The 16,553-nt window shown below is 71.4% G+C and carries 12 protein-coding genes and 1 pseudogene; 8 read left to right on the top strand and 5 right to left on the bottom strand.

Annotated features, from left to right (window positions below; all coding sequences use genetic code 11):
• Positions 1 to 37 precede the first annotated feature (37 nt).
• Positions 38 to 1,342 carry an acetamidase/formamidase family protein gene (locus tag G567_RS0109750; RefSeq protein WP_245585602.1) on the bottom strand — a complete coding sequence of 435 codons (1,305 nt, stop codon included), beginning with the start codon at positions 1,340 to 1,342 and terminating at the stop codon, positions 38 to 40.
• 128 nt (positions 1,343 to 1,470) lie between these two features.
• Here G567_RS0109750 and G567_RS0109745 point away from each other — a divergent pair, with 128 nt between their 5' ends.
• Both G567_RS0109745 and G567_RS0109740 read left to right on the top strand, forming a co-directional pair.
• Positions 1,471 to 2,562: a substrate-binding domain-containing protein gene (locus tag G567_RS0109745; protein WP_261763854.1), complete on the top strand. Its 1,092-nt coding sequence runs from the start codon at positions 1,471 to 1,473 to the stop codon at positions 2,560 to 2,562.
• Positions 2,563 to 2,666: 104 nt separating this feature from the next.
• A complete protein-coding gene (locus G567_RS0109740; protein WP_028929832.1) occupies positions 2,667 to 3,854 on the top strand; it encodes a zinc-dependent alcohol dehydrogenase in 1,188 nt (395 codons plus the stop codon).
• Positions 3,855 to 3,874: 20 nt separating this feature from the next.
• Here the strand turns inward: G567_RS0109740 and G567_RS0109735 are convergent, their stop codons facing one another.
• Entirely contained in the window at positions 3,875 to 4,885 is a 1,011-nt protein-coding gene (locus G567_RS0109735) for an SDR family oxidoreductase (protein WP_028929831.1), read from the bottom strand.
• A gap of 63 nt (positions 4,886 to 4,948) precedes the next feature.
• Here G567_RS0109735 and G567_RS0109730 point away from each other — a divergent pair, with 63 nt between their 5' ends.
• Together G567_RS0109730 and G567_RS27895 are read left to right on the top strand one after the other, a co-directional pair.
• Positions 4,949 to 6,049 carry an enolase C-terminal domain-like protein gene (locus tag G567_RS0109730; protein ID WP_028929830.1) on the top strand — a complete coding sequence of 367 codons (1,101 nt, stop codon included), beginning with the start codon at positions 4,949 to 4,951 and terminating at the stop codon, positions 6,047 to 6,049.
• Positions 6,050 to 6,124: 75 nt separating this feature from the next.
• A complete protein-coding gene (locus G567_RS27895; protein WP_051232687.1) occupies positions 6,125 to 6,688 on the top strand; it encodes a hypothetical protein in 564 nt (187 codons plus the stop codon).
• A 28-nt stretch (positions 6,689 to 6,716) separates the two neighbouring features.
• Here G567_RS27895 and G567_RS27890 read toward each other — a convergent pair whose 3' ends face one another.
• Together G567_RS27890 and G567_RS33065 are read right to left on the bottom strand one after the other, a co-directional pair.
• The gene (locus tag G567_RS27890; protein ID WP_084796017.1) at positions 6,717 to 8,033 is read right to left on the bottom strand and encodes a PucR family transcriptional regulator; all 1,317 of its coding nucleotides are present in this window, start codon (positions 8,031 to 8,033) and stop codon (positions 6,717 to 6,719) included.
• Between the two features lie 373 nt (positions 8,034 to 8,406).
• A pseudogene (locus tag G567_RS33065) lies at positions 8,407 to 8,607 on the bottom strand (QcrA and Rieske domain-containing protein); the annotation flags it as partial.
• Positions 8,608 to 9,003: 396 nt separating this feature from the next.
• On the opposite strand from G567_RS33065, the gene G567_RS0109710 reads away from it, so the two are divergent.
• Positions 9,004 to 9,645, top strand: coding sequence for a class I SAM-dependent methyltransferase (locus G567_RS0109710; RefSeq protein ID WP_028929828.1), 642 nt, complete (start codon positions 9,004 to 9,006; stop codon positions 9,643 to 9,645).
• 254 nt (positions 9,646 to 9,899) lie between these two features.
• Here G567_RS0109710 and msrB read toward each other — a convergent pair whose 3' ends face one another.
• Positions 9,900 to 10,328, bottom strand: a complete 429-nt coding sequence (msrB, locus tag G567_RS0109705; RefSeq protein ID WP_028929827.1) for a peptide-methionine (R)-S-oxide reductase MsrB — start codon at positions 10,326 to 10,328, stop codon at positions 9,900 to 9,902.
• 370 nt (positions 10,329 to 10,698) lie between these two features.
• Here msrB and G567_RS0109700 point away from each other — a divergent pair, with 370 nt between their 5' ends.
• The 3 genes from G567_RS0109700 to G567_RS0109690 all read left to right on the top strand — a co-directional run bounded on the left by G567_RS0109700 (position 10,699) and on the right by G567_RS0109690 (position 16,526).
• Positions 10,699 to 10,956 carry a hypothetical protein gene (locus G567_RS0109700; protein ID WP_028929826.1) on the top strand — a complete coding sequence of 86 codons (258 nt, stop codon included), beginning with the start codon at positions 10,699 to 10,701 and terminating at the stop codon, positions 10,954 to 10,956.
• A gap of 119 nt (positions 10,957 to 11,075) precedes the next feature.
• Positions 11,076 to 13,370 carry a hypothetical protein gene (locus tag G567_RS34080; RefSeq protein ID WP_154667134.1) on the top strand — a complete coding sequence of 765 codons (2,295 nt, stop codon included), beginning with the start codon at positions 11,076 to 11,078 and terminating at the stop codon, positions 13,368 to 13,370.
• A gap of 252 nt (positions 13,371 to 13,622) precedes the next feature.
• Positions 13,623 to 16,526, top strand: coding sequence for a LuxR C-terminal-related transcriptional regulator (locus G567_RS0109690; protein ID WP_147201289.1), 2,904 nt, complete (start codon positions 13,623 to 13,625; stop codon positions 16,524 to 16,526).
• The last annotated feature ends 27 nt before the right edge of the window (positions 16,527 to 16,553 follow it).

Here is a 16,553-nt window from a genome sequence, read left to right as displayed (position 1 = left end):
GGCCGACCGGTCGCGGGGCGTTCTGCGGGCGTGACGGTCAGGGCTTGGGCAGGATGTCCTGGTCGAAGATGTCGAGCGGGATGCTCAGCGTCACCGCCGCGTTGGGGATGTCGACGATTCCTCCGACGTGCATCTCGCAGGGCGCCACGCTGATGATCGTGTAGGCCTGTTCGGGCGTGTAGCCGAACCTGGTGAGGTAGTCGATGCCCTGTTCCACCGCATCGACCGCCGCCATCGTCGTGTCCAGGTAGCGCTGCTCGTCGCCGCGTGCGCTGTAGCCGACGAAGCTGAGGTAACGGTCGCCGAAATTCGGGTCGACGGGGGAGGGGCGGAAGGCCGGGTTGCGGATGCCGTACTTGCGCGACCCGCCCTTGATCAGGCCGAACTTCAGCCAGGCGGAGCCGTCCATCTCGATGGCGTTCCAGGTGATCTCGCCGTCGCCCTCGGCGAAGTGCAGGTCCCCGCAGGAGAACAGCGCGCCCTCCACGAAGACCGGGAAGTAGATCTTGGAGCCGCGGGACAGGTTCTTGATGTCCATGTTCCCGCCGTTCTCACGTGGCGGGACGGTGCGGGCGGCGGTGGCCGCGACCCGCTGCCACTCCTCGCCCTCCAGGGTGCGCAGCACGGCCGTCGCGGTGGCGTCGGCGCGCGGGCCGGCCTGCCCGTCGGCGACCAGCGGGTCCTCGCGGCGGTTCCACTGCTCCAGCAGCTCGTGCGAGGGCGCGACACCGATCACGCCGGGGTGGCTGATCGCGGGGATGCGCACGCCGGGGATCTGCCGGGACGTCGCATAGATCCCGTGCAGGTCCCATACCGTCTTGAAGCCGCGCGGGAACCGGTCCTTGAGCGGCCCGCCCATGCCGGGCAGGACGTTGGAGTATCCGATTCCGCTCAGCGGCTGGACGTCCATCACCTCCACCACGAGCAGGTCGCCGGGCTCGGCACCGCGCACCCGCACCGGGCCGGTGATGGGGTGGGTGCGGGTGAGGTCGAGGGTGTGGATGTCCTCGTCGTCGTCCTGGTCCTGGAGTTGATAGTCGTCGTAGCCGGGGCTCTCCAGGATCACCTCGTCGCCGGGGTCGCATTCGAACAGCGGGGGGATGTCCGGGTGCCAGCGGTTGTGTCCCAGTTCCTTCTGCTCGGCGAGCGGGACGCCGACCTCGCAGCTGAACCGGGGAACTCCGAGGTCCCGGTCGGGAAAGCGCGAGACCCCGGACTTGGTGAAGTCGATGCGTCCGTCAGCCATGTGGTCCTCCCAGAGCAGCAGCGCGGTCACGCGGCGGAGCGCCGTGTGGCCCCCGACACTACTTCCGAACGAAAATAAGTCAATCGAAAGGGTCATGTTCGGGCGGATGTGCGCGGCCGGACATGGTCGGTGTGGCGGTCGACCGTGCGGACCGCACGCCCGGTCCCTCCCTACTCATGCGAACGCGTTCATGTTAGAAACTTCACAGTGAAAGGACTGTCGCGATCGGCGGGGTGTCTCCATTGGCGTCAGCGGACAGGCCGTATCGGGTAGGACTGGTCATCCCGTTACAGGGGCCGGCCGGCATCTTCGGTCCCTCGTGCGAGGCCGTCGTCGAGATGGCGGCCGCCGAGGTGAACCGGCGCGACGGGATCCTCGGCCGCCCGATCGACATCGAGGTCATCGACGGCGGAGCGCCGCTGTGGCAGGTCGCCGCGGACGTGGCCCGCGTCCTCCGGGCCGGGCGGCTCGACGCCCTCACCGGCTGGCACATCTCCTCGGTCCGCGAGACGCTGACGCCGATCGTCAGCGGGCGCGTCCCGTACGTGTACACCTCGCTGTACGAGGGCGGCGAGCGGACACCGGGAGTGTTCTGCGCGGGCGAGATCCCGTGGCTGCAGATCGCGCCCGGGCTGGCCTGGCTGCGCGACACCCTCGGACTGCGCCGGTGGTTCCTCGTCGGCGACGACTACGTCTGGCCCCACGGCTCCGCCGCCGCGGCCCGACTCTACTGTCGCGAGCTCGGGCTGGAGCTGGTGGAAGAGGTGTTCGTCCCCTTCGGCACGGGTGACTTCGGCCCGGTGCTCGAGCGGGTCGACCGCTCGCGCGCGCAGGCGGTGCTCATGCTGCTGGTCGGGCAGGACGCCGTGCTGTTCAACCGGCAGTTCGCCGCGCGCGAGCTGCACGATCGGGCGGTGCGGTTCAGCCCGCTGATGGAGGAGAACATGCTGCTGGCCAGCGGTGCCGACGCGACCGCGGGCCTCTACGTCGCCGCGGCCTATTTCAACAGCCTCGCCACGGCGGGAGCGATGGACCTGATGGACGCCTACGTCGCGGCCCACGGGCCGGACGGGCCGCCGCTGAACAACGCCGCGGAGTCCTGTTACGAGGGGATCCGCACCCTCGAGGCGCTGCACCGCGCCGCCGACTCCGCCGATGTGCGGACGCTGCTGGCCAGATCCGACAGCGTCGGCTACGACGGCCCGCGCGGGGCGATGAGCATGCGCAACGGCCATCTGCAGCAGCGGGTGCATCTCGCTGTCGCCGAGGCGCACGACTTTCACGTCATCGGGGTGCTCGACCCGATCCGGACGTAGCCGACCGCGGTCCGAGAACCGTCCCCCGCCCGAAAACCCGCGTTGGCGCAAGCGCGTTCACCGGGTACCTCCCCGGCGTGCCCAGCGGGGCGAAGGAGGACGACGTGAAGGCGTTGACGTGGCAGGGCAAGCGGGCCGTGCGCGTGGAGAACGTGCCGGACCCGAGGATCAAGGAGCCGACGGACGCGGTCGTGCGCATCACCAGCACGAACATCTGCGGCTCCGACCTGCATCTGTATGAGGTGCTCGGGGCGTTCCTGGAGCCGGGGGACATCCTCGGCCACGAGCCGATGGGCATCGTCGAGGAGGTCGGGCCGGAGGCGGCGGAGCACCTACGGCCGGGCGACCGGGTAGTTGTGCCGTTCACCATCTCCTGCGGGCGGTGCTGGATGTGCCAGCGGCGCCTCTACGCCCAATGCGAGACCACCCAGGTGCGTGCGCACGGCAAGGGTGCCGCGCTGTTCGGGTACACCAAGCTCTACGGCCAGGTGCCGGGTGGACAGGCCGAGTATCTGCGGGTCCCGCAGGCCCATTTCGGGCCGATCAAGGTCCCCGAGGGCCCGCCGGACGACCGGTTCGTGTACCTGTCGGACATACTGCCGACGGCCTGGCAGGCGGTCGTGTGGGCCGACATCCCCAAGGGTGGGTCGGTCGCGGTCCACGGGCTGGGTCCGGTCGGCCAGTTCTGCACCCGGATCGCGAAGCACCTGGGGGCCGAGCGAGTGTTCGGTATCGACCTGGTGCCCGAGCGGCTGGAAACCGCCCGCAAGCACGGCGTCGAGGTGATCGACCTGCGCAGCGTCCGGGATGTGCCCGGGTACCTGCGCCAGATCACCGGCGGCCGCGGTCCGGACTCGGTGATCGACGCCGTCGGTATGGAAAGCCACGGCAGCCCGGTGGCCCGGCTCGGCCAGCAGGTGGCGTCGATGCTGCCCGGCACCATCGGAGCCCCGGTCGCCGAGAAGTTCGGCATCGACCGGCTGCACGCGTTGAACGACGCGATCAGCGCCGTGCGCCGCGGTGGCACGGTGTCGGTCGTCGGAGTCTATGGCGGGGCGGTCGACCCGATGCCGATGCTGCAGATGTTCGACAAGGGCATCCAGCTCCGGATGGGCCAGTGCCACGTCAAGCGCTGGGTCGACGACATCATGCCGCTGCTGCTCGACGACGCCGACCCGCTGGACACCGAGGGCTACGCCACCCACCACCTGCCGCTGGAGCAGGCGCCGCACGGCTACGAGATCTTCCAGAAGAAGCTGGACGGCTGCCAGAAGGTCGTGCTGCGGACCTGAGCATCCGCCGAGCGGCCGGGTCAGCCGCGGATCGTGGCGGCCGCGACGACGCCCGCCGCCGCGGCCGCTACTCCGGACAGGACCGCCCGGCGATGCATGGAGGCCCACAGCAACGGGTCGCTCCGGTGCGCCCGGTCGTCGAACGCGCCGTGCGCGCCGGGGTCGTCGCGCTCGTCGGACGGCTCGAACAGATTTGGTCCGCGCCGGGGCCTGTCGGCATCGGTCTGCTGGGCCTCGATGCCGGTCCGGGCCAGGTAGCGGTCCACCAGTGCGGGTGCGAGCCGCTCGGCGAGAATCGTGTAGGCGGTCGACAGACCCACCCACACGTTGCGGCGCGGATGTTCGGCGAGGAATCGGATGGCGCGGGCGGGCAGCTCCGGCTGGAAGATCGGCGGCACCGGCATCGGGTGCTTGGGCATCCTGTTCAGATTCCAGCTGAACTGCGGGGTGTTCAGCCCCGGAAGCTGGACCATGCACAGCCTGACCCTGCTGCGCTCGTGCGCCAGCTCGGTCCGTATCGACTCGGTGAAACCCTTCACGGCGTGCTTGGCCCCACAGTAGGCCGACTGCAGCGGGATCGAGCGGTACGCCATCGCCGAACCGACGTTGACGATCACTCCGCGATCGCGCGGACGCATCCGGGCCAGGGCGGAGCGGGTCCCGTTGACCTGGCCAAGGTAGGTCACCCGGGTGATCCGCTCGTACTCCTGAGGGGAGGTGTCCCAGAAGAAGGCCAACGAGCCGGCGAACGCGGCGTTCACCCAGACGTCGATCTCGCCGAGCTCGTTCTCGATCTGCTCGGCGGCGACGTCCACGGCCGTGGGCTCGGCGACATCGGCGGGGATCACCAACGCCTTTCCGCCCGCCTCGCGGATGTCGGCCGCGGCGCCGTCGAGACCGGCCCGGCCGCGGGCCAGCACCGCCACGTCGTAGCCGGCGCGGGCGAACTCGCGGATCGTCGCTCGGCCCACCCCCGCCGTGCCGCCCGTGACCACCGCGATCTTGCGCTGCCCCGCCGTGCTCGTCGTCATGCCTACCCTCCGTTCGCTTCCTACGCCGGCGTGTACCCGGAGCCGCACCGGGTACTCGCGGCCGTGACCGATGCCCCGCCCACCGTCGAACGGATCGAGGCCGCCGTCTACGTGATCCCTACCGACGCGCCGGAGTCCGACGGCACCCTGGAATGGGACTCGACGACGTTCGTGCTGGTCACCGCGCACGGCGGCGGCCGGACCGGGATCGGTTACACCTATGCGGGGCCCGCCGCCGCACAGGTGGTCACGGGCAAGCTGGCCGGCGTCGTCGTCGGCCGTGACGCGAGGACCCCGGTGGCCTCGTGGGCCGCGATGCTGCCCGCCGTGCGCAACCTCGGCAAGCCCGGGCTGGCCGCCGAGGCGATCTCCGCGGTGGATATCGCGCTGTGGGATCTGCACACGCGGCTGCTCGACCTGCCGCTGGCGGTGGCGATCGGCGCCGTGCACGAGGCCACCCCGGTCTACGGCAGCGGCGGGTTCACCTCCTATGACAACGCGACCCTCGGCGCGCAGCTCGCGGACTGGGTCGAGGCGGGCATCCCACAGGTGAAGATGAAGGTGGGCCGCGACCCCGACGCCGACCTCGGCAGGCTGCGCGCGGCCCGCGACGCGATCGGCGACGCGCGGCTGCTCGTCGATGCGAACGGCGCCTACCAACGCAAGGAGGCGACGCTGTGGGCGCAGCGGTTCGCCGAGTTCGACGTGCGCTGGCTGGAGGAGCCGGTCAGCTCCGACGACCTGGCGGGGCTGGCCCTGCTGCGCGACCGCGGCCCGGCGGGGATGGACATCGCGGCCGGGGAGTACGGCTATGACCTGCCCTACTTCCAGCGGATGCTCGACGCCGGCGCGGTCGACTGCCTGCAGGCCGACGTCACCCGCTGCGGTGGGATCAGCGGCCTGCTGCGGGTGGCGGCGCTGTGCGACGCGCGGTCGATGGATCTGTCGCTGCACTGCGCACCGCAGGTCTCGGCCCAGGTCGGGACCGCCGTCTGGCACCTGCGCCACCTGGAGTACTTCCACGACCACGTCCGCATCGAGGGCATGGCCTTCGACGGGGTGCTCGCACCCGAACCCGACGGCCTGCTGCATCCGGATCGGTCCCGACCCGGTCTCGGCCTCACGGTCAAACAGGTCGATCTCGAGCGCTACCGCGTCGCATAGGGCTCGGCGGGCATCCAGGTGTTCGGCGTACTCGGGCCGGGTATCCCGTGAGCATCACGCGGACAGGAGGACGTTGTGTCCAGCGACCGGGACGAGCGCCTGGCGGCGCATGACACGACCCCCACACGGGATGTGCAGGGGGCGACTCGCGACGGGATGGAGCCGCCGCGGCGGTCGGCGATGCAGATGCGCCGCAGCCGAGGGGCGTTCAGCGGGTTCTGGCTGGTCCTGCTCGGGCTCTGGGGGGCGCTGATCCCGTTCGTCGGGCCGTACTTCTCCTACGCCTTCGGCAGTCTTGCGCCGTGGACCTACACGGCCGACCGGCTGTGGCTCAACATCCTGCCGGGTATCGCGGTGCTGCTCGGTGGCCTGATCCTGGCGCCGAGCGGACATCGGCTCGGTGCCGGATTCGGGGCCTGGCTCGCGCTGGTCGGCGGCATCTGGTTCATCATCGGGCCGACGGTGAGTCAGCTGTGGGGTACCCAGGGCCCCGCCGCCCCGATCGGTCCGCCCATCGGCGGGACCGTGCTGGTGATGTTCGAGCAGCTCGGCTACTACTACGCGCTCGGTGCGCTCGTGACGACGCTGGCGGCCGGCGCGCTCGGCAGGATCAGCGTCCGATCGGTCCGCGACGCCTGATCCGCCGGCGGAGCCGGGTCGGGCCGTCTCACTCCTTGGATGGCGGTGCGGGATGGTCGGCCGGGTCCGACCGCAGACCGAGCGAGAGGAACCCCTTCGGCAGGACCGGCTTCGGATCGACCACGGTCTCACCGTGATCGCCGGACCGATCGGCCCCGCCGGAGTCCTGCGGGACCGACGGACCCCAGGCCAGCGCGAGCAGCAGGGCCCCCCGCTGACGGGGGTCGTCCAGGGCGGGGCCGAACAACTCGCGCAACCTGCTGAGGCGGTAGCGCACCGTCTGCGGGTGCACGTGGAGCTCGTCGGCCACCGCCTTGCGGTTGCCCATGTGCAGGAGCCAGCTGGTGAGGGTCTCGGCGAGCCGATGGCCGGTGGCCGGTGGGAGCCCGTTCAGCGGGGCCAGATGACGCTGGCGCAGGGCATCCAGCAGGTTGTGGTCGTGGTGCACGATGATCGCGTCGAGGTGGTCCTCGACGAAAACCGGGTCCCCGTGCAGCAGCCGGGCGTTCCGCAGCCGCAGCGCGATCTCGGTGAACTGCACGCTCGCGGGGAGGCGCTCCAGCGGGACCGTCACCCCGACGATCGCTCCCGCCCCGGACAGGATGGCCTCCAGCCAGGCGCGCCGTCCCGGCCCTGAGGCGTCGGGCACGATCGCCAGCAGCTGGGCGGGGCGGCGCACGAGAAGACAGGAGTCGTCCAGCCGGGCGAGCAGCGTGCGGGCGACCTCGTTGTCCGGGTCGACGAGGACGATCGCGGCCTCCGCCGGGACGGTCCAGTCGGTCTTGCGGGCGACGGCGCGGACGGCGGCCGTGTCGGAACCGTCCGACAGCAACAGGTCCGCGAGCTCCTCACGCTGCCGGTCGCGGGCGAACGCCCGGTTGGACTGCTCGCGCACATAGCCCCGCAGCGAGGCCGAGGACAGCTGCTCGACGGCGGCGAACACGGCCGTGGCCAGCGCGGCGAACGTCTCGGCGGCGATCGACCGCTGAAGAGCCGCCTCGGCCACGTGACGCCAGGTCACGCTCGCGCCCGTCCGGTACGCGGCCAGCAGACCGGTGACGTCCTGGTCGTGGCGGTGGTGCATCCGCCCGATCTCCTCGAAGACCGCTTCCTCGATACCGGAAACGAACTGCGGAACCGTGGCCGGGCCGGATCGGGCCAGCGAGACCAGGCGGGTCGCGAACGCACCGGCACCGATCACGACCTCGTCGAACTCCTCGGTGAGAAACCGCGCATAGTCCGGGTACTGATCGGCGAGGATGTCACGGACCTCGGTCAGGATCGCCGGCAGCCGGTCGACTATCAGCGGGACGAGATCGTCCAGCCCGTCGTCGGTCTCGGACACGGAACCACCTCCCCTCCACGCGTGACGGCGTTGCGGTCGTGCATACCCCGCGCGCGGCGGATCACGCCTCGGCCTGCTTCATGGACATCAATGGCGTGGTCGCAGATCCGATGCGCGCTCTGCGCACGTGCGGCCCGATCCTGCGGCGTCGGTGCCGGCCGGTCCATCCCCCGAGCAGGTCGAGGCGATCGGGGCCGACGCCCGGTGCCTGCCGGATGACGGCGTGGTCGATCGCCGCAGTCGAGGACGCGGTCACCGTATCGCAGTTCGAGGCCCTTCCGCTGATCTCGCACGGCCGCTGCGGCGGCGAATCGCCGACCCGGCGACCGGGCCGGGCGGGTGCTGCGTCCGGCGGCGGTGGGCGTGATCGCGATCAGGAGGACCGAATTTTCCAGAAGATGGGACCGACGGGTTCGCTGAAATCACCGCGCGCGACGAAGTATCCCTCGTCGTTCACGGTGATGGGCCGCTGCGGAAGCGGGCGGGCAGCCGGGCCGGAGATCGGCTTCGCCGAATCGGTGATCAGGAATTTCGAGTAGTGGCACGGGCAGGTCGTGATAGTGCTCTGTGAATCGTAGAGGGACGCCGGGCGACCGAGGTGCGTGCATACCTTGGAGAAGGCGTAGAAGGAACTGCGGCCCGCCGCCGTTGTCGATCAGCAGCCCGCTCGCCGGCGACGGTGCCGTCCTCGGTGCCGCCACGATCGCCGGCCATCACGTCCTCGCCGCCGGTGCCGGCGAGGCCGCGCTGCCCGACACGACGCCGATCGGCCTGGGCCAGACCGTGCGCAGCGAGATCCGCTCCGGGGTGGCCTATCCCGTCGTCCTCACCTTCGCCCGTGCCGGGGCGCTTCGAGCGAGGCACGACGCTGCCTACCCGCTGGGTCGCCGGATACTCGTGGCCGCACACTCCTGCGGGTGCCGCTTCCGGTCAGGGCACCCGACCGACGGGCTCGGGGCGTTGGAGGGACATGACACCCGTGGATTTCGTCCGGGCGCACACGCGGCTCGCCGCTCCGCCGCTGGTCTCCGAGATCGCCCTGTATCTCGCCGACGACGTCATCGCACTGTGGGAGAAGATGGAGACCGAGCTCGACCACACCGGGCTGCCGCCGCCGTTCTGGGCGGCCGCCTGGGCGGGTGGGCAGGCGCTGGCCAGGTACGTCCTCGACGTCCCCGAGTCGGTCGCCGGCCGGACGGTACTCGACCTCGCATCCGGATGCGGAATCGCCGCGATCGCGGCGGCGGTGGCGGGCGCGGCGCGGGTGACGGCCGTCGAGGTCGACGAGCACGCCGTCGCGGCGATCGGGCTCAACACCGCGGCGAACGGCATCGCGGTGGACTGCGTCCTGCGCGACGTGCTCGACGACGAGCCCGCGGACGCGGGGATCGTGCTGGCCGGGGATGTCTGTTATGACAGATCGATGACGGGGCGGGTCCTGCCGTTCCTGCTCCGCTCGCGAGCGCGCGGGTCGGACGTGCTCATCGGCGACCCTGGCCGGGCCTACCTGCCGAAGGATCGCCTGACCGCCCTCGCGACCTACGACGTACCGGTCCCCGAGATGGAAGGCGTCGACATCCGCCGCACCACGGTGTGGCGTCTGCGGCCCTGACTGCGGGCATGCCGTCCCCAGTGGGCTGTGGTCGTCCGACCAGTGCGCTGCCCACACATGTTCTCCGGGCTGACATTGGTGATGGCTGGGTCGTACGAGATTGTGTTGATGGCGTCTTGCTCGGGATGTGCGGGATCGGCAGTTCCACGTTGGCGTAGACGGTGTGGACGCCTGGGGCGGTGAGGGCGAACTCCGTCAGGGCCCGGGCAGCCTCGGGAGCGTAGCCGCGGCCGCGCCGGGTGGTGACTTTTCGTCTACTCGGCTTCGCTCGGTACCAGCCGCAGGCTCACCGAGTTGATGCAGTACCGCAGGTCGGTGGGCGTGTCGTAGCCCTCACCGGAGAAGACATGCCCGAGGTGGCTGTGGCAGCGGGCGCACAGCACCTCGACCCGGCGCATGCCAAGACTCGTATCGGTGCGCTCGATGACCGCGTGGCCGGCGAGCGGGGTGAAGAACGACGGCCAGCCGCAGTGCGATTCGAACTTCGCGTCGCTGCGGAACAGCTCCGCCCCACAGGCCCGGCACGAATAGACACCGACCGTCTTGGTGTCGGTGTACTCCCCGGTGAAGGGACGCTCGGTGCCGGCCTGTCGCAGCACGTGATACTCCGCCGGGTTCAGCAGCCGGCGCCACTCCTCGTCGGACCTGACGACCTTGGGCGCGTGTTCCGTGACCGGATCCATGCGTCAACGGTAACGCGCCACGGCCGGGTGCACGTGGCACCGGACTGTCAGTCCGGTTCGGTCCTCGCCGAATCCGACAAAGCCCCAGGGATGGGTGATCTGAAGAGCTTGCTCGCAGGTCCGAAATCTGGGCGGCGGCCGGTCGGGAGTTTAGGTAGCCGCGGGCCCGAACTAAGTGATGACAGTGTGCGACCGCCGGGTGACTATGGCTTTGGCCTCGTCAGACAGCCAGAGAGGCCGGTTCCAGGAGAGGTCCGCTCCAGGTGCGAGTCGCCGGTGACGCCCCGGATCGAGGGGGAGGCGCACCTGGAGCGGTGCCTCGTGGCCGATGGATGGTGCCCTTCGGGGCCCGAAGTCCGGGAGGACGAAAATGTCGGATGCTCTGAGCATCGCGGAACTGGACAGCCAGCACGTCGAGCTGCTTCCCGCCCGCACGACCATGATCGTCGGCGTCGGCGTCGGCGGCGACGGCGGTAGGGGTGGCGACGCCCTCGCCATCAACGCCGGCAACGTCAACTTTGCGCTGTCGGTGTTCGGCGATGCCGAGGCCAACCAGATCAACGAGGCCATCGCCGTGGGTGGCAACGGTGGCAACGGTGGCTGGGCCGTGGGCAACCTGTTCGACTGACGGTCTGCGTTGACAGACTCGTGAGCGACCGCGGTAGGGGCGGCCGGATACCGGCCGCCCCTATCCGTTGCGTCCGAACGAGCACGTGTGGGGGGATCGTCATCGTCACCGAAGGTGGGGTGCTCGAGGCTCGGACGGAGGCGCCGCCGACACTCCGGTTGGCCGCAGGCGTCGAGCTGATCGGTGAATACCGCGACTCGGGCTTCCAGGAGCCGCAGTACCTGGTCGGACGGGCCGACGGCCAGATCATCCAGCTCCCTCGGCTGCTGTACCTGGTGCTGGCGGACATCGACGGGAAACGCACCGCCGACGAGGTGGCCATCATGGTCAGCGACCAGTTCGGCAGGAGCCTCACCGGCGAACAGATCACCTACCTGGTCGACAACAAGCTGCGGCCCGCGGGGCTCATCGCCGCCGCGGACGGGGAGGCTCAGCCCCGGTCGGTCCGCCCGGATCCGCTGCTGGCCCTGCGCTCTCGGACCACGGTGGTGCCCGCGGCGGCGGCGTGGGTCATCGCGGGTCTGTTCCGGCCGCTGTTCTGGCGACCCGTGGTGATCGCCGCGCTGCTCGCGCTGGTCGCCGTCGACGTCGCGATCGTCGTGCTGGGTGGAATCGCTCAGCTGCTGCCGAGCGTGCAGACGCTGGTCCACGAGCCGATCGCGACGCTGTTCGTGCTCGTGGTCGTCTTCGTCTTCGGGATGTTCCACGAGTGCGGCCACGTAACGGCCTGCCGCTACGGCGGTGCGCGCCCCGGGCCGATGGGCATCGGCATCTATCTGGTCTGGCCCGCGATGTACAGCACGGTCACCGACGCCTATCGCCTGGACCGGACCGGGCGGCTGCGAACGGATCTGGGCGGTATCTATTTCAATGTCCTGTTCCTGATCGTCGCGGGTGCCGCCTACCTGGTCACGGGAGCGCCGTGGCTGTTGATCACCCTTGTCCTGCTGCACGTCCAGACGATCTGGCAGTTCCTGCCCTCGCTGCGGCTGGACGGCTACTACATCCTCAGCGACCTCGCGGGCGTCCCGGACCTGTTCAGCCTCCTCGGGCCGGTGTTGCGCAGCCTCATCCCCGGTCGCGAGCCCCATCCGCGGGTCGCGGAGCTCAAGCCGTGGACCCGGCGGGTGATCACGGTGTGGGTCCTGCTGGCCGTTCCCTGCCTGCTGTACTTCTTCGCCCTGCTCGTGTTCGCGATGCCCCGCATCCTGCCGATGGTGTGGGACTCCCTGCAGGTGATCACCGCGGGCGTCGCCGAGGCCATCCGGACCGGGCAGGTCGCCGCCGCCACGCTGGGCATGATCCAGGTGAGCCTGCTGATCCTGCCGTGGGCGGGCCTCGTGATGATCGCGGCCGCGTTCGGTCGCACGCTCATCGGCGTGCTCGGGCGACGCCATCGCCCGGCGAGCGCGGCCGGCGGGACCCGGACCGGACCGCAACCGCGTGCCGCCGCGGGCCGGGGGTGGTTCATCACCGCGGCAGCGGGCCTGGCGCTCATCGCCGGGATCGTGCTGGTCCGGATGGGCACCCGGGGCGCGACCCCGGGCGAGACCGCACTCGCCGATTCCGCGTCGGCCGTCGCCGGTCTGGCCATGCTGCCGTCCTGGCCGGATGCCGTCGCGGTGCATCAGCTCGCGGCCTTGCAGGTCCTGCTCTCGGGCTACGCGCCACCGGTGCTTCCGGATATCGTCCGGGTGGCGGCGATCGCCGCCGGCCTGGCCGGATGCCTTGCGCTGTGGCCGGTGGTCCGCCGCTGCCGGGTGCGGCCCCCGGCGGCGGCGCTGGCCGTCGGTCTGGGTGGGCTGGTGCTGCTGCACGGTTCGATCGATCCCGGCGGGCTCGCCGCGGCGTGGCTGATCCTGGCGGCCGCGACCGTCGGACGGGGCCGGACCGAGAACGCAGTGGCTGTGGTGGCGACGGTCATCGGGGTGCTGACGGCGCCGCTGGCGGCCGTCGCGCTGGGTGCCGCCGGCGCGAGCGCGCTGCTGGCCGGTGCCTCGCGCCCCGGGGTGGTTCGCCTGCTCGGCGGCGCGGTGCTGGCCGGGGCCGCCGCGGCCGTCGCGGTGGCGGCCACCGGCGACGGCCCGCTCGTGGTCACCGGGGCCGGCCCGGTGCCACCGACGCTGCTGCCGGTCCTGCTCGGCGCCGCCGCGATGCTCGGCGCCGCCTGGTCCCGGTCACGCAGGCTGCGGCCCGCCGCGGGTGCGGCGGGCGCGCTGGTCGTCTGCGTCGCCGCGCCCGGCCCGCACGCGACGACGGCGCTGCTGCTGGTGGCCCCGATCCTGGCGGTGCTGGCCGTGGTGCTACTCGACCGCGCATTCCGCAAGGCACCGGCGCCCACGCCCGTGCCGGCACCAGCGGCGACGGCACCGGTACCGGCGTCGGCGCCGGCCGAGACGGGTGCCGCGCAGTGAGCCCGATCAGCCGCCGTCCTCGGCCACCGTCGATTTCCGGGGTCATTCGCATATCGTGACCGGCTCTCTCGTTCACCCTCTCGACATGAATTCGGAAACGAGAATTCGCCGACGCCGCCGCGGCGCCATGCTCACCGTCATACCGTCTTAATCAGATGATACTGGGTGGGGCCGTTCGGCGTAGTCCGGCGGCGCGACGTCCGAACCGCGCCGCGCGGATTGACCAGAGCTACGGCTGCCGAGGCGTTTCCCATGGCCAGAAGGGGGGTAGGGGTCTATCGTCGGAGCCATCGGGGCACTGCGCGGGGGGTATGTCCAGGCAATACTCAGGCCAGGGGGGAGCGGCGCGCCGGCAAGCGTGTCGCGGTCAGTGCTATGACAAGTGAGAATTGGGCCTTCACCGGCCGACAGGCAGAGCTTCGATTCATCGCGGATTGTTTCAGTGCCGCCGCACCACGCAATGTGGTCGTCACCGGCACGGCCGGGCTCGGCAAGTCGCGACTTGCGAGGGAGGCGCTCGCGCAGGCGGAGGCCTGCCGGCGGCCGACCTGCTGGGCCGCGGGGACCAGCGCGGCGCAGGCCATCCCGTTGGGGGCGCTGGCGCATCTGGTCCCGGTGAGCGATACGACATCCAGCCTGTTCACCCTGTTGCAGCGGGCGGTGTTCGCGTTCACCGGGGATGGGCAGGCGCGACGGTTCATCGGAGTCGACGACGCGCATCTGCTCGACGACCTCTCGATGACGCTGCTGCATCAGATCGCGCTGAGCGGCACGGCCGCCCTCGTGCTGGTGGTGCCCTCCGATTCGCCGATCCCGGCCCCGATCGCGGCGCTGTGGAAGGACGCGCTGGCCGACCGGCTGGAACTGCTGCCGCTCAGCCGGGCCGATACCCGACGGCTGGTCCACGCGACCCTCGACGGCATCGTGACGGCCCGGACGACCGAGTTCCTGTGGCGGCTCAGCCGAGGCAACCCGCTGTACCTGCGCGAACTGATCGAGGCGGGATACGCCACCGGACGGTTGCAGGTCCGGGACGGGGTGTGGCGCTGGGAGGGTGGGCTCGCCCCGACCTGCCGGCTGACGGAGGTGGTCCGGACCCATCTCGGTGAGCTGGGCACCGGCGAGCAGGCCGCCCTGGAGATCCTGGCGGTCGGTGGGCCGCTGCCACTGGACCGGCTGCTCACGCTGGCGAATCCGGAGGCGGTGACCGCGCTGGAGCGGCGGGGGCTCATCGTCGTCGAGCGGACGGGCCGGACCGCACAGGCCCGGCTCGCCCATCCGCTGCACCGGGAGGTCGTTCGCGCCCAGGTCCCCGAGGCCGCCCGGGGCCGGCTGTGCCGGCAGGTCGCCGAGACCTGTTCCGCGCCGGGCACGGTCGACCCTCTGCGTGTCAGTATCCTGCTGCTGGACAGCGACAAGCCGCAGCTCGACAGCGATCTGCTCGTCGCGGGCGCCCGGCAGGCCCTCGGTCGGCGGCAGCACGGTCTCGCCGAACGTCTGGCCCGGACCGCGATCGAGGGCGGCGGGGGTTTCCCCGCCCATCTCGCGCTCATGGAGGCGTTGCACTGGCAGGGCCAGACGGTCGAGGCCGAACGAGTCGCCACCGTGGCCGCCACTCTGGTCGGCTGCGCGGACGAGGCGGGTGACCTCGCGGTCGTGCGGGCCCTCAACCTGCTCGGCGGCTTCGGCAGGGGGGACACGGCCGCGACCGTGCTGCAGCAGCCGGACGCGGCGGCCCTGTCGAAACCGGTCCGGTGCGATGTGCTCGGGGCCCGCAGCCTGCTCGCGTTCCTCACCGGCGGGGTGGCCGAGGCCCTGGAGCTCGCCGGCACCGTCGGGGCCGGCACGGATGACCCCTCCGCGCCCGGGTCGCTCGTCGCGGCCGCGCGGGCGACCGCACTGGCGACAGCCGGGCGGTTCGACGAGGCGCTGACCACCATCGCATCCGGATGGGTCACGCTCGAACGCTGTCGCACGGCCACCGCGGCGGGGTGGTCGAGGATCGTGCTGGCGCACGCGGAGCTGCTCGCCCTGGAGCTGTCCGGCCGGACTCGTGAACTGCGGCGCCGGGCCACGCAGCTCTACCAGGACTGTCTGAGCGGACCGGAAGGAGTCGACGATGCCGTCTCCGTGCTCCATCTGGGCCAGGCCGCGCTCGTCGCGGGGCAGCCACGGACGGCCGTGCGCTGGCTGACCGAGGCGTCCGCGTGCCTGGACCGGTTCGATCCGGTCGGCCTGCGCGGGTTGTGCGCCGACCATCTGGCGCAGGCCCACGCCCTCACCGGAGACGGGAGTCCCGCCGACGAGGAGTCGTCCGAAGCGGACTTCGGTCTGCGGCGAGGCGGTCATGCGCTGCTGGCCAAGGCGTGGAGTGCCGCGGCCCAGGACAAGCTCGTGGAGGCGGCGGACCGGGCCGTGCTGGCGGCGGCCGAGGCCGCGGAGCTGGGGGAGTGGGCGCTCGAGGCCCGGGCGCTGCATGTCGCCGTCCGGATCGGCTACGCCCGGCAGGTGGCCGACCGGCTGCGTGCACTGGTCGTCAAGGTCGACGGTCCGCTCGTGCGGGCGTACGCGCAGCACGCCGAGGCCGCGGTCACCGGGGTCGCGGCGCAGCTGGAGGAGGTGGCGGGACGCTTCGAACGCATGGGGCTGCGCATCCTGGCCGCCGATGCCGCCGGCCAGGCCGCCACGGCCTACGAACGTGCGGGTGACCGGCGCGGTGCCGCCGTCGCGACGGCGCGGGCCAGACAGCTCGCGCGTTCGTGCGAGACGCTGCGGACCCCTGCGCTCGCCGGACTGGTGTCGCCGGAGCTGACGTCGCGGGAGGACGAGGTGGCCCGGCTGGCACTCGCCGGACTGACCAACCAGGCCATCGCCGAACGGCTCGTCCTGTCCAGACGGACGGTCGAGGCGCATCTGGCCAATGTCTACGCCAAGCTCGGCATCAACAGCCGGATCGAGCTGCGCGCGGCGTTGGGGCGCCGCCCGGCGGCCCCGGTGGCGGCGACCGAGCCCTGCCCCGCCGTGGCGCCGCATGCCCCGCGGCCGCGCTACAGCCAGGTGCTGAGCACGAACCCGGCAGCAGGTCGTGATCGTCGTTTGGGCACCGCGAGCCGCGAATCGCGCGGTGCCGGCCGCCGAAACGACGGTCATGGTTGAGGACGGGGCGAGGCGGTAGCGTCCGGC

Origin of the sequence: Pseudonocardia asaccharolytica DSM 44247 = NBRC 16224 (genome assembly GCF_000423625.1) — a bacterium.
In the GTDB taxonomy this organism is placed as follows: domain Bacteria; phylum Actinomycetota; class Actinomycetes; order Mycobacteriales; family Pseudonocardiaceae; genus Pseudonocardia; species Pseudonocardia asaccharolytica.
This window is presented reverse-complemented; position numbering and strand designations above follow the sequence as displayed.